Below are 25217 nucleotides of genomic sequence, written 5' to 3'. Positions count from 1 at the left end.
CAATTTTATTTTTCAGCGATTGGACGGAGTTTTAACCCCATGACGGCTATGGAACTGATCGACGAATTACAAGGGCTTGGGGTGGAACTCTGGACCGAGTCTGAACAACTGCGCTTTCGCGCGGCCAAAGGCCTGCTGTCGGAGCAGCACAAGCAGAGGCTGCGGGAACACAAGTTACAAATTATCGAAATACTGAGCGCTGCTCAAACAGCCGCTGGCAACGACCAGGATCTGGGAGTGGTGGTTGAGGCCGATAGGGAAAATCGGCATGAACCATTCCCTTTAAGCGATGTGCAGACCGCCTACCTGTTGGGTCGACAAAATGCATTTGGCTACGGCGGCGTTGCTTGTCACGGTTACCTGGAGCTGGAGTACCCGGGATTAAATCCAAAAGGTTTACAGGAAGCCTGGAACCAACTCATTGAACGTCACCCGATGTTGCGGGCGGTTATCGAGCAGGAGGGATACCAGCGGGTTCTCCCCCAAGTGCCGCACTACGAAATGAAAAGCCAAGACCTTACCGGTTTGGACGAGGACGCCCTGGAGCTTGCCTTGGAATCGGTGAGAGATGAACTGGGCCACCGCAACTACCCCATTGGTGAGTGGCCCATGTTCGAGCTGCGCCATAGCCGCACAGATAAGGGCCATATAGTGCATTTCTCTATGGATGCACTGATCGCAGACTGGGCCAGTGCAGGAATTTTATTTAATGAGCTCGATCTCCTGCTGTCTCACCCCGGTACAGCCCTGCCGCCAATGGAAATTGATTTTCGTGATTACCTACTGGCCGAACGAAGTTTATTGGACAGCCAGGGCTACCAAAATGATCGTCGCTATTGGTTGGATCGCCTTGAGCAATTGCCGCCCGCACCTGAGTTACCGGTTTTGCCGCCTGCTGCAGAAGCGGAATCTGTACGTTTTAATCGCCACCACTATCGCCTGGACACCGCGCACTGGCAGACACTGAAGCAGCGAGCCAGTACTGCCGGCTTGACCGCGTCGGTTGCCGTGCTGGCTGCCTACGGAGCGGTATTGCAGCGGTGGAGCCGCCAGCCATGCTTTAGCCTGAATCTTACCTTATTGAATCGGCTGCCCTTACACCCTCAGGTTAACCAGCTGATTGGTGATTTTACTTCGGTCAGTGTGTTGGCGATTGGTGATTCCAATGGAAAAACCTTTCGCGATTGGGCGGCAGGCATTGGCGAACAGTTGTTCAGTGATATTGATCACCGCTTGTTCTCCGGTGTGGAAGTACTGCGGGAAATGTCCCGTGCGCGAGGACCCGAGGCCGCATTGATGCCGGTGGTATTTACCAGTGCTATTGGCCTGGGAGATACAGAAAAACCCGCTAGCGGTAGAAAGTCCGGCAGAGGAATTACCCAGACACCGCAAGTCACCCTGGATTGCCAGGTAAGGGATGATGCCGATGGCCTGGAAATTAACTGGGACGTGCGCCAGGGCGTTTTTCCATCGGGCCTGGTAGAGGATATGTTCGCGGCCTTTACCGGCTTGTTGAATGAGCTCGCCGCTGGCGGCGACGGGCAATGGCTTGGCAAATCTCCGGTTTCTTTACCCGAGTGGCAGCAACAGGAGAGGCATCAGGTTAATCAAACCGATGGGCCTGTTCCTTCAGAGCTATTGCATCAGGGCGTATTTGCCCAGGCTGCGGCAACGCCAGAAGCTACCGCCATCATTGATAGCAATGGCAGTGTAAGTTATGGCGACCTGGCAAAAAAAGCGGCGGGTATCGCCAAATCGCTGAGCAAAGAAGGTTTCCAGCTGGGCGGCCGCGTGGCCATTGCAATGCCGAAAGGGCGGGAGCAAATAGCGGCGACCCTCGGTGTGCTCCTGGCTGGTGGTATCTATTTGCCACTGGACGCGGCACAACCGGAAATACGGCTCAATAAACTGTTGCTCAGTGCAGAGGCGGAATACGTCCTGACACTCAGCGACCTCGCCAGCCAAATTAAGTGGCCATCAGAAGTGCAGGTGATCAGTGTAGATACCCTGGCACCTGAAACTGAGATTCCGGTAGCCAGTAATGGTGACCCCGAGCAGCTGGCTTATGTCATCTACACCTCCGGCTCTACCGGCGAACCCAAGGGTGTGATGATTAATCATCGGGCCGCTTTAAATACGGTGCTGGATATTAATCGCCGCTTCGAAGTGGGCCCGGGCGATCGCATTTTGGGTTTGGCCCAACTCAGTTTTGATTTGTCGGTCTACGATATTTTTGGCCCCTTGGCAGTCGGTGCGATTTTGGTATTGCCCGATCCGGCCCGCGGTGCAGACCCTTCACATTGGGCGGAGGTCATGGATGAGCACCGGGTGACATTGTGGAACTCCGTCCCCGCGCAGTTGCAAATGCTGGCCACCTATCTGGATACAGAACCTCGGCCGCTGTCTGAATGGCGGTTGGCAATGCTATCGGGGGATTGGATTCCGGTTACTTTACCGGAACATATCAGGCGCCATGTGCCCGCACTCAATCTGATCGGCATGGGTGGGGCTACAGAAGCTGCAATCTGGTCCAACTACCACCGTATTGAGCGAGTCGATCCCGCCTGGAGCAGTATTCCCTATGGCGTGCCGCTGACGAACCAGGGCTTCCGGGTGCTGGATAGCCAGTTGCGCGATGCCCCTGTGTGGGTAGCGGGTGAGCTGATGATTACTGGCCTGGGGTTAGCCGATGGTTACCTCGGTGATGCGGCCCTCTCTGAACAGAAATTCTTCTCTCATCCGGTGGACGGTCAGCGCCTTTACCGCACCGGCGATTTGGGCCGTTATTTGCCCGGTGGTGAACTCGAATTCCTGGGTCGTGAAGACGGACAGGTAAAAATTCGTGGACACCGTATCGAACTGGGAGAAGTGGAGTCTGCATTATTGGCCCACCCCGCAGTATCAACAGCAGCGGCGGTGATTGAGAGGAAAGAGGGCGATTCGGGAGCGGACTTACATCTGTTGGGCTTTGTGGAAAGTCGCCGGATGGATGATGCCGAGCCGGCGGTTATCGATCCCGAGCTGGTAAATTCAGTGCGTCAGTTTGCGCACTACCAGGCGGGCGAGCCGGAAGCTGTCAGTGTCGGCGACTATGTGCAGGCGCTTGAACAAGCGGCCCTGTTGTCGATGCTTCACGGCTTGATGGGCCTGGGGGCATTTACAGATTGCGAGCAGGGATACAGTGCAGAAGAAATTCTTTCACTAGCGGAAGTCCACGAAAAGCATCACTGGCTGGTGCGTCGTTGGTTGGACCTTCTCGTTAATGCGAAGCTGCTCAGCTTATCCACTATCAGCGCCGCTGCTGAGGGAAAATATACGCGTACCCAAGCAGTAGACATCTCTGCTGTTGACGAAGCGTGGAAGCGCGTTGAACAGGGAATTGAAAGCGGTTTTTGTGATCGGGAATTCCTGCAATATCACCGGGATCATGTCGAGTTATTACCCCAGTTACTAGCGAATCAACAAAACCCGTTTGAATTGTTGTTCCCCCAGGGCGACCAGCAGGTGGCTTTGTCCCTCTATCGGGACGATCTTATTGCCCGCTATAACAATGCCGCCGTTGCCGCATTAATTAACCGCATTGCCGCCCAGAGCGATAGAGGGTTAACGGTTCTTGAGTTGGGTGCTGGCACAGGGGCTACCAGTGCGTCGGTTATTCCCATGTTGGATGGATATGAGGTTGACTATCTATTTACCGACATGACCGCATTTTTCCTGACTGAGGCTCGCCGCCAATTTAAAGAATGGCCTTGGGTGCGCTTCGGAATAATGGATCTCAATACAGACTATCGCGCCCAGGGTTTGGCGCCCAATAGTGCAGATGTCATTTTATGTGCTGGGATGCTCAACAGTACTCGAAATCCAGACGTGGCTATTGCCAGTGCAGTCGAATTGCTGGCGCCCGGAGGCTGGTTAATCCTGACTGAGCCAACGGTGGATCACGCCCATATCTTACTCACCCAGGGTTTTATGATGGACCCGGCTGGCGATGATCGCGCTTGTGGTGCGACCAAGTTCCTGTCTATCGAAAAATGGCAATCGCTGTTAAAAGCCCATGGTGCCGGCCAAGTACTCTGCCTGCCGGAAGATGAGCATCCTTTGTCGGCTTTTGGTATGAACTTATTGGCCGCGCAGATGAAAATTGATCGGCAATATTTAAGTGCCGGGAAGCTGCGGGACTTTTTAGCGAATAGATTGCCCGCGCATATGGTGCCCGCTCATTTACAAGTTCTCGACCAGCTGCCGCTCACCGCCAATGGCAAAGTCGATCGCAAAATGCTCGCCGGTTGGCGCCCTGCGACTGGCGATGCACAAGAGGCCGCGCACTCAGAACAGATGGACCCTCTGGAAACGGCTCTGTGCAAACTCTGGGCTAATGCACTGGGCCTCGATAATGTGGGCCGACAGGACAGCTTTTTCGATCTCGGTGGTGACTCGCTGATTATGGCGCGGGTTGCAGGGCGCTTGTTGGAAGAGATTCCCGAGGCAAAATCGTTTACTTACGACGCCTTGTTGCGCCACATGCTCAATGGACCGACGGTTGGTGCATTGGCCAGAGCACTGAGAGCCGAGCCGGATGCCGCTGCCGAGGAACACGCAGACACTGATAGCGACAACCTGGTTGCAACTACCCGCGAGGGCAGCAACTCCTTGATGGTGCCTTTCAGCCGTAAGGGCGAGGGTAAAGGGGCATCCAAAGAAGAGGCGCCGGTGCGGATTATGTTCCATGCGGCCCTGGGTACCCTGGATTACTTCCAGCACCTGGGCAAAGCGCTTGCGGCCCAGGATCTGGGCCCGGTCATTGGAATTGCCGTCGCCGATACAGAAGCGTATCTGTCCATTGATGCCAAAGAGTTAATCGAGCGCACCGCCGATGATTACGCCCAGAGAATTATCGACGAGGGCTACCAGCGCTGCCAGTTAATTGGTTACTGCCTGGGTGGTCTGCTGGCGACGGAAGTTTCGCGGAGATTGCTGGAGCGCGGCGTCGATGTGATTGACCTGAGCCTGATCGACAGTATCCCAATGTTTGTGGATACCGATGAAGAGCTGGCTTTCGAAGCGATTTTTGCCCCCAACCTAAATCTCGATCCAGTAAAAGCGGTATTTGGTGAGCATATCGAGAGCGAAGACATTTCCCGCGCGATCGAGACCTTAATGCAGAAACACAACGGTCGTGTTCCCGCCGGTGCAATGGCAGAACTCGACGGTGATGCAGGGCTTAAAACGGTCGCTGAAGCTGTGCGACAACGCTCACAACTTACCCAGGAACAGCGCCTGACCGGTTATACCGAGTTAGCCTCTGCCCAAGCGGGTGTGCCGGTCGAAGCCGCGATGATACCGGGGCTTTTCCGGGTGTGCCGACACAGTATGCGCGCCGCCTGTTTTGACCTTCCTCCCTATATTGGCGATATGACCTACTTGCGCTGCCAGGAAGAGCAATCCTTCGGTGTCACCGCCGGCGTAGGGCATATGGCTGCGCCTTATTGGCAGGAAGTTTGTCTGGGTGATTTTGAATTAATCGATGTGCCGGGCAATCACTTTAGCGTTATGGAACCGCCGCAGGTTGCCACCGTCGTCGAGCATTTGGCAAAACCATTACAGCGCGGTAAAGCGGGCGAATAGATGGCTGAGCACATTTTGCCAAATTCCAACTTGCGAAAGTCCAACCTGCGGGAACTGATGCGTCCATTTCGTGGCCTCGTGTGGCTAGGGGTGGCGCTTGGTGCCTGTGGTGCGCTCACTTCACTGATTCCTTTTATCGGTATCGTTGAGCTGGCTCGCTTGTTCCTGGCGCCCGATATCAGTGATATCGCCGATGCGATTATTCCCGTTGTATTCGCGATAGTTGCCGGGCTGGCGATGGGTTGGATCTGCACCGTAATCGGTTTGTGGTTAACCCATATTGCCGACCAGCGTATGCAGGCGGAACTGCGACGTGCCCTGGTGCGGAAATTGGGGCAGGTGCCTCTGGGTTGGTACAGCGAGCACACTTCCGGTGCGGTCCGCAAGGCCGTGCAAGATGATCTCGATGATCTCCACCATATGGTTGCGCATCATCAGGTGGAGTTGGCCGCTGCGTTTGCACTGCCGCTGGCGGGCTTGGGCTACTTATTCTGGCTCGACTGGCGCTTGGCCCTGTTAGCGGTAGTTACCCTGCCAATTTACCTCGTGTCCTACGCCTGGATGATGCGTGGTTTCGGGGAAAAAATGCAGCAGCTGGATAAGGACTTTGGCCGGGTCAGTGCTGCGATTGTTGAATTTGTCCACGGTATTGCGGTGGTCAAGGTTTTCTCTCAAACCGGTCGCGCCCACAGGAATTACCAACAGGCCGTGGAAGATTTTAGTCGCCGTTATACAAGCTGGGTTACACCGCTTGTGCGTCTGGAGGCAGTCACCTCTCTGGCCCTATCGGTGCCGGTCATCATGTTGGTGAGTCTGGGAGGGGGCGCCTGGTTGGTAGTGAATACAGGCATTCAGCCAATCGATGTTCTTGCAACCACACTGATCGCGGTAATGATTCCTCAGACCATCCTGACTTTGAGCCAGGGATTAACCGCCCAACAAAAAGCCAAAGCAGCCGCAGCCAGGATTGACCAACTATTGGAGGTTGCGCCCTTGGCTGTGACTTCTGAACCCAAAGAGCCCAAAGATGCAGGGTTACTGTTTAAGCAAGTCAGTTTTGCCTATGCCGAGGATCGGCCGGTAGTAAGCGATATTACTTTGCGCTGTCGCCCCGGTTCGATCACAGCTTTGGTGGGGAGTTCCGGTGCCGGGAAATCCACCCTGGCCAAGTTGGTTCCCCGTTTTTATGACGTGACCCAAGGTGCTGTACTTCTGGGAGACGTCGATGTCCGTGATATAGATCCGGACAATTTATATCGACATGTTGGCTTTGTACTTCAAGAGACTCAGCTATTGGGTGGCACTGTGGCAGATAACCTGCGCCTTGGGCGCCCGGGTGCCAGTGACCAGGAGTTGGTAGATGCAGCGCGCAGTGCCTGCATCCATGAAAAAATTTTAAGTTTCCCCCAAGGTTACCAGGCGGTTATTGGCAAGGATGCCTTTTTTTCTGGTGGAGAAGCGCAGCGTTTAAGTATCGCGCGGACGCTTTTAGCAGATGCCCCTGTGTTGATTTTGGATGAGGCCACAGCTCACGCCGATCCGGAATCCGAAGCCCAAATTCAGCAGGCATTGTCCTGCCTGGTGCGCAATCGCACGGTACTGGTGATTGCCCATAAGCTGCACACCATCACCGAAGTCGATCAGATTGCGGTCCTGGACGGCGGCCGCTTGGTTGAATGCGGAAGTCACCGACAACTGTTGGCTGAGAGCAAGCACTACGCGGAACTATGGCGTTTGTACAACAGTGCTGAACAAAACGAAGAAGCAATGAATGGTGGGGCTCAGGTTATTAGCGGGGTCTCATCATGATTCGTAGTTTGCTTGCCATTCTCGGACCCGCGCATCGCCGTGAAGTTGGCACTTATACAGTATGGCTTCTCGCCTATGGCGTGTTGCAGGGAATCGCGGTGACGCTTCTGGTACCTCTGCTCAGCGCACTGTTGGCATCTGAGATGGAGGCGGTTGGGTATTGGTTGCTTTCCCTGTTATCGGTAGTTGTGATTGCTTGTATTGCCCGTTACCAGCAAACCGTAAAAGGGGCTGCACTGGCCATCCTGGTATTGAAAACCCTGCACAATCGCTTGGGTGAACACCTCTCTCAACTTCCCCTCGGTTGGTTCAGTGCAGAAAAAGTCGGTCGTTTGTCCCGCAGCGCAACCGGGGGCACCTTGATGGTGACCAATGTCTTTGCACATTTGCTACCCCCTGTTGTCAGCGGCGTTGTCACTCCGCTTACCGTGGGGGTGGCGATGTTGTGGTTTGACTGGCGCTTGGGGCTGACCGCTTTGTTGTTTGTGCCCCTGATTTATATCGGCCATCGTTGGTCCTCCCAGTGGATCGGCGCCATGGAAACGGAAGTGGATGCTGCTGGTGCTCGCGCCAGCAACCGGGTAGTGGAGTTTGCGCGCAACCAGGCGGTAATGAGGGCATTTGGTAAAAACGTCAGTGGTTATCTCCCACTGGAAGAGGCGATTGCCGGGCAAAGCAGAGCGGCGGGTTCCATGTTGCAGCAGACCTTCCCCCGCTTGTTTGCCGGTGGATTTATGGTGCAACTCGCCTTTGCCGCAGTGATTGCCGTGGGTGTTTGGCTCACGCTCAATCAACAACTTCCCCCTATTGAATTGGTGGCTTTGCTAGCTTTAGCGGCCCGATTTACCGGTCCTCTGGCGGAACTCGCCGGGCGCAGTGGTCTGCTGCGCATGGCCGGTAATGATTTGCACAGACTGGCCGCTATCTTTTTTGAGCAGTCGCTACCTGAGCCATCCAGATCTCAGCCTTTTACCGAGCAGGGTGGGTTGGTTGAATTTTCAAATGTGAATTTTAGCTACGAGTCGGGGCAACCGGTATTGAAGGATCTTTCCTTTAGGGTTTCTCCGGGTACCACTACAGCGATAGTCGGTGCATCAGGCTCGGGTAAAACCACCATCACCCGTTTGTTATTGCGTTTTTTTGATACCGACCAGGGCCAGGTAAAAGTGGGCGGGGTGGATGTGCGGCAACTGCGCACAGAAGACCTGATGCGGCAGATCTCTATCGTTATGCAGGATGTGTATCTGTTCAGCGACACCCTGGAAGCGAATATTCGCTTGAGCTGTCCCGAAGCCAGTCAGGAAGAACTGGAACGTGTGGCGAAACTGGCTGGCGTGGATGAGATTATCGAGCGTTTGCCCCAGGGATGGCAGACGCAGGTAGGTGAGGGGGGCGCTGCACTTTCTGGTGGCGAACGCCAGCGGGTTTCTATCGCCCGTGCCCTATTAAAAGCTGCACCTATTGTTGTGTTGGATGAAGCAACAGCAGCACTCGATCCGCGCAATGAAAAGTACCTGAACAGTTCCCTGCAGCAATTAAAACAAGGGTCCACTGTCATTGTGATCGCCCATCAATTATCCACCGTTATGAACGCGGATCAAATAATCGTACTTGAAGAAGGTGCGGTGGCTGAAGTTGGCAATCACCGCAAGTTGTTATCACAGCAGGGGCTGTATGCACATTTTTGGCACCAGCGCAGCCGTGCTACTGGCTGGCGTTTGGTTGAGTCCGATACGGAGGTAAGCCTATGACAATTGCGATTTTAGGTGGTTATGGCGATGTGGGCGCAGCGGTTACCGGTTATTTACAGTCCCTCGAGTTGGGTGCTATGCGTATTGGTGGTCGCAATGCACATAAACAGCCGCTATCCAGTGATTCGGTAATTTCTTATCAGACGGTGGACTACCTGGATGCAGCCTCACTGGATCAGTTTGTATCTGGCTGTGAGGTTCTGATCAATTGTGCAGGACCTTCACATTTAATTGGCGACAGGGTTGCCAAAGCTGCGGCACAAGTGGGAGCAGCCTATATCGATGTTGCTGGCGATGAAGCCCTCTATGAGCAACTCGATGGATCCTATTACCAGAGCCATGGTCTGACCGCAGTTTTATCTGCTGGATTACAGCCGGGGCTCAGTAGTCTGCTACCACGCTGGCTGGCAGAGCAGGAGTTTTCACAGGTAGAGAGCCTGATCAGCTATTTCGGCTTGCGCGATCGATTTACCGATGTCGCCGCCGATGATTATTTGCAAGGTGCCAATGAACAGCACAATAAACCCTTGGCAGCCTGGCGCAATGGACGCCGGGTGAGTGGAATATTGAAACGCCGTTCCGATGTCGAGCTGCCCTTTTTTCCTGCATCTACCACTGTGCTTCCGTATTTAAATAGCGAGGGCGAGCTCCTGGCTCAGGATTTATCCCTCTCTGATGGTGATTGGTATAACGCGGTTAGCGGCTCTTATATTTTATCCGCCTTTAATACTGCCCATGGTTTTAGCCGCGATGAAGCGCGTGCAGCCCTGTGTCGGGCCAGTGAATTGGATCTGGCGGGGCGCGATCCCTATGTGCTGATGCTTTTGCAACTTACCGGTAAATACAACAAGCAAGAGCGCACGCGCACAGCCGCGTTGCGGGGCACTGGCAATGCAGATCTAACAGCAGCGGTAGCCGCAGTCACCACTATGGCTGTACTTCGCGATGAAATCCCACCGGGTTGTCATTACTGCGCCCAAGTATTGCCGCCGGCATTGGCGATGGAACGCATGTCGAAGATTGGGGCATTGAGTTTTTTAACCACCCTGGAAACAAGTATTGAAGATATGGTGTGCCTTGAGGAGGGAGCCATTTGAAAAACCTAACACCTCCACCCGCCGATACCGCCCATGAGGCTGGGCTGGCAGCTTTACCCGCTGAGCTTGCTACAGACAGTGGTTTGGCAAAACTGCCGGCTGCAATGCAGAGGCTTGAGTTTATCAGCCTGTGGGCGATTATGGAGTTATTTTCCTCCAGCGGAGCGCTGACTCCAGAGAGTGTTGGGCGCGGCAGTGAGGAAATTATTAATACGCTAGGTGCGGCCTGCCGACACCATTGGTTAATTCGCCGCTGGCTGGTGGCCTTGGTTGAACGGGAGTTTTTGAAACTCAGTAATGGCAACTACTCCTGGGAGCAAATTCCTGAGAGTGCAGTCGGAGCAGATAAATTACCGGAGGCCTACGGTGCGCTGGGATTCCCCCCTGAAATGGCCGAGTCACACCAAAAGCTCCTGAGGCATTTGTCTGAACTGGTGCGGGATCAAGTCTCCATTAATCAACTGCTGTTTGAGAATGGAGAAATACTAACGGCACTGGCCGCCTACCAGAACAACTGGTTTACGACGTATCTCAATTATGCCGCAGCGTACATCATAAAACAGGCTGTCAAGCCTGGGCCTATGCTCAGGGTGCTTGAATTGGGGGGAGGTGCAGGCCTAACCACTTCGGCAATTTTAGATACTTTAGCCGGAAGGCCGGTTAATTATCGCTTTACCGATGTATCGCCAGTATTTACCACTGCGGCACAGAAAAAATTTCGCAATCACATCGGTTTGCGTTGCAGCCTGCTCGATATCAATGTCGATTTTTCTGCGCAGTCAATTGCGCCGGCAAGTACCGATATCGTTGTGGCTGGCAATGTTTTGCACAACGCTGCTCATATTGGCCAAACGCTAAAGCGTATTCGCAGGTCGCTTGTCCCTGGTGGCTGGCTATTGTTTAGCGAATCCACTCGGGATAACCACGCCATGTTAACGGCTATGCAGTTTCTGCTTTCCCCTGCTGAATCCGGGACTCTTTTGGGCAGTGAAGATCGGCGAGGGGGCTCGGATCAAGTATTTATCGATAGCGCAGCCTGGCAGGAAGAGCTGGTTAGCGCTGGCTTTGAGATTAAGTACTTCCTGGCACCCTCGACATCGCCGCTATCAGTAGCCGGCCAAACCTTATTTGTTGCAAGGGCTGTTTAAGGGACTGTGATGAAAATAGAAGAAATAGCAGCAAATATTTTAAGTGGTTTGGAACAGTTGGGTGAAGATCCCGCATTATCACTTGAAGGCTGTGACTGGAGTGGCAGTCAGGTGCTGACTTGGACTGGTTCCGTGTTTGCAAAGCTCAGTGAGCAGCTTGCAGAACAGGGCTCACAGCGAGGCAAAACACTACTCTGGCAAGCTGATAATTCAGGGAATGGATTGCCTCTGCTGATGCACTTGGTGGCACTAAGGCTGGGCATCGGGTTTGAACTTGTGCCTGAGGCGAACCCAGAGAAGGATTGCTTGACCTTAGAGGTACAAATCCCGAATGCGTTAGAAGGCCATCGAGGTGAGTTTTCGGTATTGCTGGCAGAAAACACCACCGTGGAGACAAACCTTACCTTACTCGAAGCGCAGCAAGAAGCTTTGGGGCCTATTCAGGGAAAGGTCGCCGTATTTTCTCCGCTTAATGAATTTGCTCGCTTTGGTATTTTCGCAGCATGGAGTTGTGGGCTACCTGTGCGATTGCAGGACCCCGCTATCAACCCAGCTAAAGCGCTGGTTGCTCTGGAGCGTTCAGGGTTTTCCGGAGTGGTATTGACGGCAACTTTGCTAAAAGGCTTGGTCGCACACCCGGCATTAGCCCTGACCAATCTCAAAAGCCTGCAATGCCTTTTGTATGAAACCGATGTCTTGCTATCACAATCTCTGTTGCGGGATATTCAACGCTTATTGGCAAACGATGTTTCCGGTTGGGTCCGTACCGATAAAGGTATAGAACCTGTTGCAAAGGCCCAGCAAGCCCAGACCCAAAAGCTTTCGACTCTTGTTGAAAGTGTTGCGAAACACCCTGCGGTTGCCAGCTCCGTGACAATTCCCCTTGCTGGAGAGAATCGCTGGGCGGTCTTTGCGCAGCCCAAAATGCGGGCAGAGGCCAGTAACCTTGATATGGCAGGGTTGTTCGAGCGAATTAATACCGAGCTGGATGCGGAATTTGCCCATATTGATTTGGAATATGCGGTAAAGATTACGGAACAACTTAACGCTACTGCTTTGCTATCCATGCTGAATGCTTTCAGCCACCTGGGATTGTTTTGCGATCGACATTCAGTACACAGCTTAGCGGAAATACTTGAAGCCCCTCCGGTGGCTCAGCAGCACCGAGCTTTGATCAAGCGCTGGACCAAGGTTTTGCAGGAGCAGCAGTTACTTCGTACTGATGGCGAGTATTGGTCGCCAGAGGTAGATCCAGACAGCTACAGTGATGCTGCCCTGGCTCTGGCATGGACTCGGCTGGAACAGGAATGGCGGATGCTGTCTGGAGCCAGTAAAACGATCGATTACGCCCGCGCTAACGCGGAACAATTACCGGATCTAATTCGGGGCAAAGTCCAGGCTGTGCATCTGTTGTTCCCTCGTGGAAGCACGGATTTAGCGAGTGCGCTTTACCGGGAGGGTATAGCGGCCAGGTACCAGCAGCACTCGGTAAGGGCTTTATTGAAGTCCATCTTAAATAATTGGGAAGGGCAGCAACAGACCCTGAAAATATTGGAAGTTGGCGCTGGCACTGGGTCGACAACCCAGGCTCTACTGCCAGTGTTGGATAGTGTCAGTGGCCATATCAACTTTGAATACCAGTTTACGGATATCTCTGCGGCTTTTCTCGACAGCTTTTTCGCAAAACATGGGGATCAGGAGCAGCGCCCCTGGTTGCACCGTGGATTGTTTGATATTGATCGTTCACCGCGCAGCCAGGGATTTTCCCCCAATATCTTCGATGTAATTATTGCCGGTGGTGTTTTTAACGCCGCCCGCGACACAGATGCGTCATTGCGCAGGGCAGCCGAGTTATTGCGCCCTGGTGGTTGGTTCATTATGACGGAGCCAACCAGTGAGGAGTTCTGGGTGATGGCATCACAGGCGTTTATGTTGGTGGATGCCGTCGATGAGCGCACAGATACCGGTACAACCTTTCTGTCACTTTCCCAGTGGCACAATGCCTTGGATGCTGCCGGCTTACAGCTGGTCATGGATTTGCCTGTCTCCGAACACCCTTTGTCCAGACAGGGGCATCGCTTCTTCGCCTGTAGAGCCAAGCAACATCAAATGCGACTGTCAGCAGATTGCCTGGCCGAATATCTCGATCACTTTAAGTCAGAAATTTATATCGAAGTTTTGGACCAATTGCCTCTGACTCTTGAGGGTCAGATAGACAAGAACCAACTAGAGCAATGGGCCGTGTCCATGGCTGAAAACCGGGGAGAGTCAAATGGGAGTTGATAACCGCAAGCGGGTTGTCGTTGCAGGGACAGGTTTTGGTCGTATTTATCTCGAAGCCCTGACATCGTCCAGATTACCCGGCCGAGAACATTTTGAACTCTCTGGATTATTGGCTCGTGGCAGTGATTATTCCAGGAGCTGTGCCGAGCAATATGGAGTACCGCTCTATACCGAGGCAGAGCAGGTCCCCGATGATATCGATATTGTGTGTGTTGTTGTGCGTTCTGGTGCAACCGGGGGCGAGGGTTCTGAAATAGCACAATCGTTTCTTAAACGAGGCATTCATGTATTGCAGGAGCATCCGGTCCACACCAAGGAAATTACCGCCAACCTGCTAGCTGCAAAGCAGGGGAATTCGGCCTATGCCGTTAACACCCTATACCCCAATTTGCGCCCCACCAGGCAGTTCCTGGCTGCGGCAGAATACTTACGTCGGCACCAGCGCCTGGAAATGATCGATGCTATTTGCAACAGCCAGATGGCCTATCCGCTATTGGATGTTATTGGTCGTGCAGTGGGCGGGCTTCGCCCCTGGTCTTTTAGCGAGCCGGTGCAACCAGAGGGCCATCCTTTTCAAAGTCTGTCGGCTACCTTTGGTGGTGTGCCCATGACTTTTCGTATTCAGAATCAGGTTCATCCACAGGACCCTGATAATCATTCCCTGCTATTACATCGGCTTGCTATAGGTGGCGAGGCTGGGGTTTTGACTTTGACTGATACTCACGGCCCCGTGCTCTGGAATCCCAGGTTGCATTCACCAAGGGACCAAACCGGCCGGCTTATTTTAAAGGGTGAGGGTACAGAGCGGCTGGCCGTTCCCAGCATGGTTACCCTGGGCGATACGGAAATGCGTAGTTACCACGATATTTTTGCCCTCACTTGGCCGGAGGCGGTTATTGAGGCTCTGCACTCCCTTTGTACTGATATCGCACAACCCGAGAAGCGCAAGCAAAGTGGTCAATGGGCATTGAGTGTCTCAATGGCGTGGAGTGATTTAACGGCCCGAATCGGTATGCCGACGTTGATCCAGCGAGGGGAACCGGAGCCGGTATCAGTTCAGGCACTAGCGGATATTGTCGGTCAGGCTTGCGACTAGAGTTTTAAGAAAACACGAACAGCACAAAAAAAGTGATTACGGAATTTTTACTTATAAAACGGGGTTAGGAGGAGAGATGCAAAATCAATCAGGGTTGATCATCGAAGGGCTCTTTAAGACATATAAAAATGGGGTGAAGGCGTTAAACGGCGTTAACTTGGAAGTTGGCCCCGGCATGTACGGATTACTTGGGCCTAATGGTGCCGGGAAAAGTAGTTTGATGCGTACCTTGGCTACCCTGCAAACCCCGGACAGTGGTCGGATCATGCTGGATGGTGTGGATGTGCTGGCAAAGCCGGACTTTATGCGCAGTAAACTGGGCTATTTGCCGCAACATATCGGCGCCTATCCTGGAATTGCAGCGCGGTCATTGCTGGAGCGTTTTGCCTGGCTCAAAGGCTTCACCGAAACAAGCGCAAGACGCCGTGAAGTGGATAGGCTATTGGAGCAGGTCAATTTGGCCGATGTAGCCGATCGAGCCGTATCAACCTATTCCGGCGGTATGCTGCGTCGTTTTGGTATTGCCATTGCATTGATTGGCGAGCCGCGCCTGATCATCGTTGACGAGCCAACCGCTGGCCTGGACCCGGCTGAACGCAATCGCTTTCACTGTGTTTTGGCGGATGTCGCGGCGGATGCCATTGTATTGCTTTCTACCCATATCGTTGAAGATATCGAAAACCTGTGTCAGCGCCTGGCGATATTGGCCTCAGGGCGCATTGTCGTTGAGGGGACAGCCCCGGAAGTGACTGCGCCCCATAAAGACAAGATGTGGCAAGCACTGATTCCTCGCGGCGAGCGGTTACCGGAATCCCTGCACAATATCGCCAAGCCTGATGGCACCCAGGTAATTGTGCACGGTGAGAAACCCGAAGACCCTCGCTTTACGGCCCATACCCCGCGCCTGGAAGATATCTATCACCTGGCGATTGAGCAGGTAAAAGACCAGCGGGAGGCTGCATGAACAAGCTGGCGCTTATTGCCCATGAGGCAAAGCTGGAGATAAGAGCCGGATTTAGCAGCGGCATCGTGGCTTTAGCCTTCTGGGGGCTGGTGATCTACCTGCTTCTGAATTTGGTCAATGCCGACTACATGCAAAAAATGGGGGCCACAGATATTCCCCGGAACTCACCATCACTCATTTACCTGATGGGTGCGGGATGTATGTTCTTTCAGTTTTTTGCCTGGGCCTGGGTTTTCTCGCAGCCTATTTTGCGGGACCGCAAAGCCAGTTTGCATGAAGTGATCTATACAACACCGAATTCCCTGAGCGTAATGCTTTGGGGGCGGTTTCTTGGCGCAGCGGTAATAGGAGCTATATTAAGTGCATCTGCGCTGGTAGGGTTTTTGGTCTCGCCGGTATTGGTGTGGATGGGCTTGCTGCCCGAAACAGCGATTGGCCCAGCGCCCTGGAAAGCCCTTGGGTTTGCATGGATCTGGTTACAGATTCCCGCGAGCATCGGTATTGGCGCTCTGTATTTTGTCGCTACGCTGCGAACTCGCAGCCTGGCCGGTCCTTTTGGACTCGCAGCGGCTTTAATGATGTTGTGGATGTTTGCTGTGATCGTTCTTCGGGGTGGCAATATTAATTCGCAGCTGGCTGCGGTAATGGACCCCTCGCTATTTACTTTCGTTTATACGGAGGTTACTTCCTGGACACCTCTGCAAAAATCAACCTCGCTACTGCCGTTTACTTTGGGTTCGGTACTGAATCGAATTCTATGGTGTCTTGTTCCTTTGCTTGCCTTGGCGGCTTGCCTGAAATACTTGCGAAGGGAAACACTGGTACTGGAAGGGGCTGCCAAACCTGCCCGGGCGAAGGCCGCTAAAAAGGCAGCCACTCGCAAGGTTAAAGACTTCTCTCCATCTAAGCCCGATACCGCATCGGTTGGCCGCTCCCTGTGTCAACTCATGTTGGAAGCTCGCTGGAGATTATTTCACGTATGGAGTAGTCGCGCTTGGTGGGTCGGTGTTGCGGTCCTGGTAATAATGGGGGTGGCTAGCTCGTTTACCCAGATCATCTGGCACGCTGAAGGGCCTATGGCACCGCGCTTGGAAATGCTATTGCCGCTTCTCAAGGATGTTATTTTCCTGGTTATTGCTTTTGTAATTGCCGCATTGACTGGCTTGGTGTGCCGCAGGGATCAGGTGCCTGGGTTTGACGACATGCTGTCTGCAACCCCCGCGCCCGACTACACACGATTATTTGGCGTTGCCCTTACCGTATTCGCCATGACGGTGCTGTTGGCCCTGTTGCCGGGTCTATCGGGCATTATTGCTGTGCTTCTCACCGCTCCGGCATCTGTCGATATCGTACAGGCGTTCACTTATCAATTGCTGATAGTGACAGCTCCTTTATTGGAGTTGTCGATGATGGTGCTTTTGGTGCATGCATTGTTCCGCCATGCGGGCTTTGCCTATTCCATGTCAATGTTTGTGACCTTTATTCTGGTCCTCAATCATGAGCTGGAGCTGGTGCATTACCCGCCCTATGAAGTGGGTATCACCGCTCATATTCAACTGTCAGCACTCAGTGGTTGGGAACCCTGGATCGGTTATTTATTGGCCTTGGATGGATTTAAAGTTGCGCTTGCCCTATTGATGATCGGCCTGGCTGCTCTTTTGATTCCCCGTGGACTGGATAGCCGCATGTCTCAGGGTTTTGCCCTGATACGTTCACGCCTTATGGCCCCTCAGGGTGCCCTGGTGGCTTGTTCCGCTTTATTTCTTCTCGGTCTCGGTTCTGTATTGGGAGATAGGCTGGTAGTGCAGGGCGGGTATCAATCACCAGAGCAACTCAAACAAGAAGATGCCCTCTGGGAATCTTATTGGCTGCCGAAAGCGAGTGGGTTTGAGGTGTCCGGTGGTGAATTGAATATCAATATCAACCCGGATAACCAAACAGTAGAAGGTGAGTGGTTATTGCATAAAGTTCATGTCGAAGGGCAGGGCTTGCAGTTTGAATTACCCCACGGATTTGTATTGGTTAAGGCCTTAGTGGGCGGGCGTGAAGTCACACCGGATCAACGTTACGACCATATGTCGCTGCCAATATCAGGCTGCTCTGAACAGAGTTGTAACATCAAACTGTTGTGGCAAATGACGGCGCCGGGGTGGTCCGCAGAGGGAGAGCCCTCAGGGCTGACTGCCAGTGGAGTCTGGTTACAAGCGAGCGATATTGTTCCGCGTATCGGTGTTGACCCCGAGCGTATCTTGCGTGTGTCAGCGGAACGTGAAGCGCTGGGCTTGAACCCTGAGTTCAGCCTGCCGGCTTCACAACTGGCCACAACCCTTGAGGGCGCGGCCCCATCGGGGGACTGGCGTTGGCAGATCCAAATCCAAAGGGATGATAAAAATGTCTTTAGTGAGCAGGGGAGCACTCATGGCCCCTTGGATTTCTCCATTCAATGGGCACCCAATACGAAACTAGCGGTATTCGATGGGTTTGATATTTCCCATGATTCCGATCGTTCAAATATGGTTTCCGCCATTGCTAAAGACGTTGGGCAGATGCAGGCCTGCGTGAGCCAGCGGCTGGGTACTGATATCGAAATTAAACGGATTGCCCAATGGCCAAGAGGACTTGGAGAGACACGGGCCAGCGGTAATTTGCTGCAACTGTCCGAGGGGCCTCATTGGGATATCGCCGATGAAGGTACAGGGCGCTGGCTGCGACGGGTCGATATCGCCCGAGCCTTGGCCCGCCAGCATTTACTGGAAAGTTCGGACTTACGACGTATTGCCGGCTCCGCGTGGCTCAGCGATGGAGTTTCTGGAGCGATTGGCCTGCTTTGTGTAGCGGAAATCGACGGCATTGAAGTGCTTGATGATGTGCTGGTTCGATACTCCGATAAGACGACCAGAGACTTGGCTGGCAGTGAGGTACCCGTTGAGCGCTTAAGCACCGCACCGATTTCCGGTTGGACTCGCTACTACGCGCCGGTGGCTGCACTGGACTGGACGCTTCTGCAATCTCCTGAGTCCCTGTCCGCGTTACTCGATGACATCAAGCAGCAGAAGAATATTGAAAATGTACTGAGCGCTTATGTCGGTGAGACACGGACACAAAATATGCTCGGGGCTCCTCTGTCATCAGCTCTGACGGTCGAGTACCTGGAGTCCGGTCAAATACGCCTGGACGGACAGCGTTGGCGCTGGGAGAAGGGTGGATGGCAACCGGTCGCACAAACGGCCAGCTACCGTTTGCTAGCCGATATCAATGAGTTGGATTCTGAGGTCATCAATGGAAAAACGCTGATTAAGCGTCTGCCCTCGGAGAAAGTTCTAGCGCTGGATATCTGGCCTTCCTATCAGCGGGACCCTGCACAGAATTTACTGGCTGAGAGTTCTGAAGTATCGAATATCAATTAATAGCCTAAGTAATAGAAAGGAAATTCAATTTATGCTCAGCTTAAACCTAGATAAGAAAGTACTTGCGAAACAAATTTCGCTAATATCGGCAAGTCTGTTATACGCTTCCGGAGCCTACTCTACGGCGGAAGGAGCGGAAAAGGAGAGTTCTTCCGAAATAGAAATGGAAGTCGTTGAAGTTACTGCCCGGCTTACAAAAGAGAAAGCCAAGGATGTTCCCTTCAGCTTGAGTGTTGTTAGCGAAGAGGATTTGAAAAACCGATTGCTGCTCAATTTTGAAGATGCATTACGCAGTGCACCTGGAGTAGATGTTTATTCTTCCAGTGGTGCGGTGGATGCAAATATCCGTATTCGCGGGGTTGGTTCACTGACTCAGGTAAATAAGGATGATGGCTCCGTTGTAGTGAACCTTGATGGCGTATCTATGCCTGCGGGAAATGTGTCCCTTGGGACCCTTGATATCGAAAGACTGGAAATATTAAAGGGTCCTCAAGGGACCTTATTCGGGCGCAACAGTGAAGCTGGCGCTATTAATATTACCACTAACAAGCCAACCGAAGAGTTTGAAGCTTACGGACGTGTAGAGCTCGGAGAGGATAACCAGAGTTTATATCAAACTGTGATCAGCGGCCCATTCTCTGAATCACTCCGTGGCCGAGTAGCCATCCGACATATCAGTGAGGACCATTGGGTTGAGAATACGACTAACGGCGATCCAATGACTGAACCCAAAGACCTGGCTTTCAGAGGTAGCCTGGAATGGGATTTAGGTGCGAAAACATCAGCCTTATTTATTGCTGAGAAGCAACAACAGGAAGGCTTTCTGAACCTTCAGTTATTACAACCTTTCGGTGATGACCCTGGCAGTGAACACACACCAGGAGCTTTTGACGATAATGAAAAAACCGTTGAGCGATTTTCCACTGAAATTAATCACCTATGGGCTAATACTCAACTGACTTCTATCACTGCATTGGTCAACACGGATTTTAGTTACCTAACCGGTTTTGACCAAGAGACTGCCCAAGCAGTGTTCAATTTCCCAATGGAGTATCTTCGTGGCGATAGCCAGGACGAGCAGACCATCAGCCAGGATCTACGCTTGTCCTCATTGCCTGAGGCATCTACATTCTGGGTGATTGGACTCAATCTACAAGAAGGTGAAAGAAGTTTTGACTCAATTGATTTGGTGTCCTTCGCCAATCAATACCGGGATTACGATACTGATAGCCAGGCTATTTACGGTGAGACTACATTACCTGTAACTGACTCCCTGAATTTTACAGCTGGATTACGTTACACCCAAGAGAGTAAGAAGTACGCCGGTGAGTATTCCAGCTACGGTACGGATGGCAATCTCTACGTTTCTCAAGATCAAAGAGATTTGGACGATAGTTATACAACTGGCCGATTGGCTCTTGGTTATTCGCTGTCCAATTCTACAAATATCTATGCAGTTGCCGCACGAGGCTATAAATCCGGTGGGTTCAATGACTTTGCTTTGCAGTCTGCCGATAGCGTTGCTTACAAGCCCGCAACTGTCGACACCTTCGAGCTAGGCATTAAAAATGAGTCAGACAGTCTGAATATCAGTGGTGCTGTATTCTTTAGCTCAGTGGAAGATGATCATTTGTTAGGCTTTGATTTTGCTTCCTATTCCTCTGCTGCAGTAAATGCAGATACGGAGACATTTGGTGCAGAGCTTGAGGCCGATTGGTTTATTACCGAGCAGTTTAGTATTGCCGGTGGCTTGAGCTTCCTGGATACGGAAATTACAAAAGATGTGTATGGTGTTTCCGGCGGTGACGTTTTGGCGGGTAATGAAGTGCCTGACGTACCCAGCTGGAGTGCTAGCCTGGCATTGAATTACTACCAGCCTCTGCCAGACTTTATGGGGTTAAGCGCACCAGCTCTCAATACTAACCTGACTGTACGCCATGTAGATGAGCGCCCGGCAGATGCACAAAACCACTTTAACCTGGATGCTTACAGCAAGGTGGACCTTCGTGTAGCACTGCAAACGGACTCTATGGAGCTTTATCTGTTTGCTGACAATCTGCTTGATGAGCAGTATCAGTTATATGGCTACACCAATGCGATATTTGCCCCTGATGCCAGAATAGGGGCGCCGGCAAAAGGACGTCGTGCGGGAGTTGGAGTTCTATACCGTCTGTAATGAGATTTCGACAGTTTAGTTAACGACTGTTTTATCTATCTTGATGGTGAGTGGATCAATCTCTGTAGAGATTGATCCACTAAATAGCTCAGAGGCTCCTTAGCTTGCTGGGTTAATTGTACTCCCATGCAATAGAGTCGGGTCTAAATTTTCTCTCAGTCCACTAACCTCTATACCCGTAACTTTGGTTGTAGGCCCGGGTTTGATATTAAATATGGAATCTTTATCGATTAAACGTTGTACAGTTTTCCAGTCCTGTTCACTGACTTCCATGTGCACTTTACTCAGGCCAGTAGCACCATTTTTATGGTTTGTTTCTTGAGGGTACTGAGGTGGGTTATATGGACTTACAATAAATGGCAGTCGCCCAGAGCGAGGATAAACAAAGCGGAAGCTGGTTTTTTGTCCGTTTGGCTTGGTTCGTTGCCAGGGAATCACTCGCCCGGTTTGAACACCCTCACGCTTCATCGCTGAAAGATCATTATCAAAATCGTCACTGACTAAGGCAACATCACAAAAACCTTCCCCTTCTTGCGACCAACGTATCATCCTACGTCCTGCGCCCCGGCCGGCAAAGAGATCAATAATCCATTTGAAGTATTGAGCATTGGATGGTGATGTCAATAACTCAATAATAGCCCCTTCACTAAACCAAATATGGGCGTGCTGGGCGTTCTTTTCTTTTGTGGCGTAATCCACAGAAAAACCGAGCTGACGAAAATCTTGTACAGCTTGATGAATATCCTCCACCCAGAGTAAAACGTGGCTACAGCGTGTTCTCATAAGAGTGCCTTTTGTCTAAAATAGTGTTGTTTGTTTGGTTTTTATTTTTTAGGCGGCAGTTGTTAGTTAATCATTTCTTGTGGTTGATTTAACCATACCAGAAATTACGATAAGGGTGATTTAACTTTTGCCGAAATTTTAATAATTATGAAAGTAATATAATCTACTTGGTGATTCTTTCAGAAATTGTATGGGCCGCTAAACAGTGTAGGGATCAACGGCCCGTACTGCGAATCGGGTATCTATTTCTAAAAAACACAAAAGATTGGTGTGACTTGGATCGGGCAGAAATTATTCTGAAACCTCAGGTTTCATCCCCACGCAATATTTGGCGGGAACCTCATCTAAGCTAAATGCCTTCATCAGTTTTCTGCTTGCTCCCACATAGGACTCTGCCGTTGCACCTGACCAGTAACCCGTATCACAACTCAGGGAAACACAATCGCCTCCAAAAGTTACAAAAGACTTATCCCGTACAATCTTGCATGTGCATATGGCTTTAAGTGGATTCATCGGGTCGACAATGCAGGGTTGATCCAGGCAATCAGTCCACGGTTTACCTTCGGGGCAGGAAAGTACAGGCTTGGTGGAAGCCTGCGCGAAAGAAAATGTCGATAAGGCTTTTTTGACGTCGTTTGAGTCAGTCTCAGGAGTCCGGTTTTTACATTCAGAAAACCCGAAGTTCAACCCTTTATTAACGTCACATCTGCAAATTGCATTTGAATCTGGATTACTGGGATCTGGAATGCATGGGGCAGATGTGCATAGAACATACTCATTATTACAAATGATGCCCTCACTATTCTTGATTGAGTTATGACTATTCTCTTCTGCTGCCGTTTTAGCTCCCATAAAAGCAAGGGAAATCAAAATTATTGTGAATAGAAGTGACAGTTTCATCATGAGCAGCTCTTTAATACGTCTATCGCCAAAATAGAATGTAAGCTGATATTTCTCAGATGAAGACGATTGAAGTGTCGTTTTTTCGATTGGACTTGACTTCATCCCCCTCGATATCTCATGGACTATCAGCCCGTTTACGGTGCCTCTGTTCTATTCGACAAGGGATCTTTGGAGTTAAAAGATACACTGGGGCCGCCGTGGGAGTATGGTTGGGAGGCTGAAGGTTTTAGCGGTAAAATTTGGGATCGAGCCCTGGCTCCATCCTTGGGGCCACAAAAGAAGTGGGTAGCGGATAGGTCAATGACATATAGATAAAATTTAAGTTAGCTTGCGGTGGTTTTGGCCAATTTCAATAGTCCAGCTTTCAGAGACACCGGAGGCTTCAGCGAACTGCTCCCAATTTGCTACCGCACTTGCGACCTGATCAATTATCTCCATTGGGCGCTTAATACTGATGGATTCCCCTAATGTTATTAAGTCATCTAAATTGAAGTAATCACGCTTTCCGTTAATACTTATCTGGTGTTGACTTGTCCAAGCTCCGCCAGGATTGTGGGCATAAGTCAGGTCAAAGGCTGGTGAAAGAGACCATTCTCCGGCTGGGTCCATAAGAAATGCAATATTCTTTGTATGATCATCTTGATTCCTGGCCAATACGTTGAAGACCATACGGCGATATTGCTGAACGGCTTCATTTTTAGGCAGATATAGTTCACGCATTATGCTGAATACTTGCTCATAGGAGTGTGCGCCTGCCATGTTGAAATCCAAGTGCGCAATACCACATAGAGACTGCATATGAAGCTTTTGCCCGTTTACCCGATCAAAGCGCCGCGTCATAAAATGCGCTCGGCCATTTTCCTCCAGTAGCCCGCACTCCGCCATATTGATACCCGCTTCGCGAGCCATATGATAATAGGCGTATTCAACCCGCCCATAGCCATCGCTTGCCCTGAATTCAAGATCTCCCGCGCCGTCAAATTTTAAAAGCCAGTAGTCATAGCCTTTAGGGGCGGGGACCTGACCAGAGCGAATATCCCCCTTATCATTCATGGCAATAACTGCTTTTGCTCGAGCGCCTCCGGCACTGGTGCCAACGCGCAAAATGTCCAGCAAGGAGCCTGATTTTTCAGTATCACTATGTCCAAATTGCGTATTGAGATCCGTCTGCCTATTGGTAATTGCGGCAGCTAGATTGACTAATTCTTCAACGTTCAGGTCGACAGAGTCTTTGAAGGTGCCGTCCACCGCCGGTTGAAATTCAAGCGCTCCCATGCCACGAGTACCGGTGTAACAGAGTCGCTCAATAGGGTTGAAGCTCTCTGGAGTTCGCCCTTGGCGTGCGAGCCAGGCATCAATCACCGCATTGCCGAACTTGTCAGGCAGGCAATCGGCGAGGAGTCCCGGTAATCCTTTAAATGTTTCCCGACCGAGGCCGCGAAATGTATATGGCTCATTTGAAGCTTCAATAGGCATGGTTATCGGAGCTATATCCAGCCCCCGATGCAAGAACTCCGGTGCATACTCGAATGAACCATAACCACTGTCACCCCAGTGGACAGCGCCTACCAACTCGCCCCACAAGTGAACTGTTGCGGCATTTGTCTGGTTTACCATTCCGGCTTGCTCCTTTTCTTATTGCTGTTCAAGGGCAGGGTATCGCGCTGATTCTGTGAGCTGCGGCTGGCTCTCTGCCGCTGTTTACCTTGAGTAGCAATTTGCATCGGACTTACTGCCGGTTCAGGTAAGAAGCTATCCAATGAATCAAGTTGGCGAAGTACTCTCAGCGCAGCAACAAGGCTATCAAGCCTGCCACGACCAGCCTCCAGCCCTTTAATGGTGGAGGTGGATAGGCCTGCACGCTCAGCCATGTCATCCTGAGTAAGGTTCATTCGTAAGCGGTAGTTTTTGAGACGATTGCCCAGCGACTCAAGTATTTGCTTATCTGATTGACCGTGAAATCCCATAATAGTTGCCTTTCCACCCTTTGATTGGGTTTTGTCGAGCTAAAGGGTGCTTTTTGAGCTATTATAGTCTACAAAGGTTAAAAGTGTTAATAGTTGGAGTTGCAGCTATTAATGCTTAAATTGATCGTTTACAGGTGTTATTCAGGCTATTATTTGTATTAATCCTATTATTTATGGAGGCCGCCTCTACCGGAAGCTCAACTTCTGC

14 protein-coding genes are annotated in these 25217 nt (G+C 51.5%); 10 read left to right on the top strand and 4 right to left on the bottom strand.

The annotated features are described in order from the left end of the window. The first annotated feature begins 39 nt into the window (after positions 1–39). From ACJJIZ_RS14390 to ACJJIZ_RS14345, 10 genes are all read left to right on the top strand, one after another. Complete coding sequence (locus ACJJIZ_RS14390) at positions 40–5625, top strand: non-ribosomal peptide synthetase (RefSeq protein WP_444913886.1); 5586 nt, start codon at positions 40–42, stop codon at positions 5623–5625. Continuing rightward, complete coding sequence (locus ACJJIZ_RS14385) at positions 5626–7434, top strand: ABC transporter ATP-binding protein (RefSeq protein ID WP_444913885.1); 1809 nt, start codon at positions 5626–5628, stop codon at positions 7432–7434. Then, a complete protein-coding gene (locus ACJJIZ_RS14380; RefSeq protein WP_444913884.1) occupies positions 7431–9185 on the top strand; it encodes an ABC transporter ATP-binding protein in 1755 nt (584 codons plus the stop codon). Before ACJJIZ_RS14385 ends, ACJJIZ_RS14380 begins: the two co-directional genes overlap by 4 nt. Then, positions 9182–10282 (top strand): saccharopine dehydrogenase NADP-binding domain-containing protein, encoded by a 1101-nt coding sequence (locus ACJJIZ_RS14375; RefSeq protein WP_444913883.1) that lies wholly within the window; start codon positions 9182–9184, stop codon positions 10280–10282. The genes ACJJIZ_RS14380 and ACJJIZ_RS14375 overlap by 4 nt, the downstream gene beginning before the upstream one ends. Beyond that, on the top strand, positions 10279–11430 hold the full coding sequence (locus ACJJIZ_RS14370) for a class I SAM-dependent methyltransferase (protein ID WP_444913882.1): 1152 nt from the start codon (positions 10279–10281) through the stop codon (positions 11428–11430). Before ACJJIZ_RS14375 ends, ACJJIZ_RS14370 begins: the two co-directional genes overlap by 4 nt. A gap of 9 nt (positions 11431–11439) precedes the next feature. After that, the gene (locus ACJJIZ_RS14365) at positions 11440–13713 is read left to right on the top strand and encodes a class I SAM-dependent methyltransferase (RefSeq protein WP_444913881.1); all 2274 of its coding nucleotides are present in this window, start codon (positions 11440–11442) and stop codon (positions 13711–13713) included. Next, positions 13703–14809 (top strand): Gfo/Idh/MocA family oxidoreductase, encoded by a 1107-nt coding sequence (locus ACJJIZ_RS14360; RefSeq protein ID WP_444913880.1) that lies wholly within the window; start codon positions 13703–13705, stop codon positions 14807–14809. Before ACJJIZ_RS14365 ends, ACJJIZ_RS14360 begins: the two co-directional genes overlap by 11 nt. Before the next feature lie 76 nt (positions 14810–14885). After that, a complete protein-coding gene (locus ACJJIZ_RS14355; RefSeq protein WP_413662054.1) occupies positions 14886–15773 on the top strand; it encodes an ABC transporter ATP-binding protein in 888 nt (295 codons plus the stop codon). Beyond that, a complete protein-coding gene (locus tag ACJJIZ_RS14350) occupies positions 15770–19180 on the top strand; it encodes an ABC transporter permease (protein ID WP_444913879.1) in 3411 nt (1136 codons plus the stop codon). The genes ACJJIZ_RS14355 and ACJJIZ_RS14350 overlap by 4 nt, the downstream gene beginning before the upstream one ends. Positions 19181–19211: 31 nt before the next feature. Beyond that, positions 19212–21356, top strand: coding sequence for a TonB-dependent receptor (locus ACJJIZ_RS14345; protein WP_444913878.1), 2145 nt, complete (start codon positions 19212–19214; stop codon positions 21354–21356). A 99-nt stretch (positions 21357–21455) separates the two neighbouring features. Here the strand turns inward: ACJJIZ_RS14345 and ACJJIZ_RS14340 are convergent, their stop codons facing one another. From ACJJIZ_RS14340 to ACJJIZ_RS14325, 4 genes are all read right to left on the bottom strand, one after another. After that, positions 21456–22139, bottom strand: coding sequence for a VOC family protein (locus tag ACJJIZ_RS14340; RefSeq protein WP_444913877.1), 684 nt, complete (start codon positions 22137–22139; stop codon positions 21456–21458). A 291-nt stretch (positions 22140–22430) separates the two neighbouring features. Beyond that, positions 22431–23144, bottom strand: coding sequence for a hypothetical protein (locus tag ACJJIZ_RS14335; protein ID WP_444913876.1), 714 nt, complete (start codon positions 23142–23144; stop codon positions 22431–22433). Positions 23145–23360: 216 nt separating this feature from the next. Then, entirely contained in the window at positions 23361–24659 is a 1299-nt protein-coding gene (locus tag ACJJIZ_RS14330; RefSeq protein WP_444913875.1) for a type II toxin-antitoxin system HipA family toxin, read from the bottom strand. Then, entirely contained in the window at positions 24653–25009 is a 357-nt protein-coding gene (locus ACJJIZ_RS14325; RefSeq protein WP_282932855.1) for a helix-turn-helix transcriptional regulator, read from the bottom strand. The genes ACJJIZ_RS14330 and ACJJIZ_RS14325 overlap by 7 nt, the downstream gene beginning before the upstream one ends. Between the last annotated feature and the right edge of the window lie 208 nt (positions 25010–25217).

The sequence above is a fragment of the Microbulbifer maximicatervae (SeqCode) genome, assembly GCF_052467225.1.
The sequence above is the reverse complement of the archived record's forward strand: the minus strand, read 5'-3'. Positions and strand labels throughout refer to the sequence as shown.

Excerpts from the sequence above, each read along its gene's own strand:
- ACJJIZ_RS14390 (WP_444913886.1), top strand. The coding sequence starts at position 40 with ATGACGGCTATGGAACTGATCGACGAATTACAAGGGCTTGGGGTGGAA.
- ACJJIZ_RS14385 (WP_444913885.1), top strand. The coding sequence starts at position 5,626 with ATGGCTGAGCACATTTTGCCAAATTCCAACTTGCGAAAGTCCAACCTG.
- ACJJIZ_RS14380 (WP_444913884.1), top strand. The coding sequence starts at position 7,431 with ATGATTCGTAGTTTGCTTGCCATTCTCGGACCCGCGCATCGCCGTGAA.
- ACJJIZ_RS14375 (WP_444913883.1), top strand. The coding sequence starts at position 9,182 with ATGACAATTGCGATTTTAGGTGGTTATGGCGATGTGGGCGCAGCGGTT.
- ACJJIZ_RS14365 (WP_444913881.1), top strand. The coding sequence starts at position 11,440 with ATGAAAATAGAAGAAATAGCAGCAAATATTTTAAGTGGTTTGGAACAG.
- ACJJIZ_RS14360 (WP_444913880.1), top strand. The coding sequence starts at position 13,703 with ATGGGAGTTGATAACCGCAAGCGGGTTGTCGTTGCAGGGACAGGTTTT.
- ACJJIZ_RS14355 (WP_413662054.1), top strand. The coding sequence starts at position 14,886 with ATGCAAAATCAATCAGGGTTGATCATCGAAGGGCTCTTTAAGACATAT.
- ACJJIZ_RS14350 (WP_444913879.1), top strand. The coding sequence starts at position 15,770 with ATGAACAAGCTGGCGCTTATTGCCCATGAGGCAAAGCTGGAGATAAGA.
- ACJJIZ_RS14345 (WP_444913878.1), top strand. The coding sequence starts at position 19,212 with ATGCTCAGCTTAAACCTAGATAAGAAAGTACTTGCGAAACAAATTTCG.
- ACJJIZ_RS14340 (WP_444913877.1), bottom strand. The coding sequence starts at position 22,139 with ATGAGAACACGCTGTAGCCACGTTTTACTCTGGGTGGAGGATATTCAT.
- ACJJIZ_RS14335 (WP_444913876.1), bottom strand. The coding sequence starts at position 23,144 with ATGAAGTCAAGTCCAATCGAAAAAACGACACTTCAATCGTCTTCATCT.
- ACJJIZ_RS14330 (WP_444913875.1), bottom strand. The coding sequence starts at position 24,659 with ATGGTAAACCAGACAAATGCCGCAACAGTTCACTTGTGGGGCGAGTTG.
- ACJJIZ_RS14325 (WP_282932855.1), bottom strand. The coding sequence starts at position 25,009 with ATGGGATTTCACGGTCAATCAGATAAGCAAATACTTGAGTCGCTGGGC.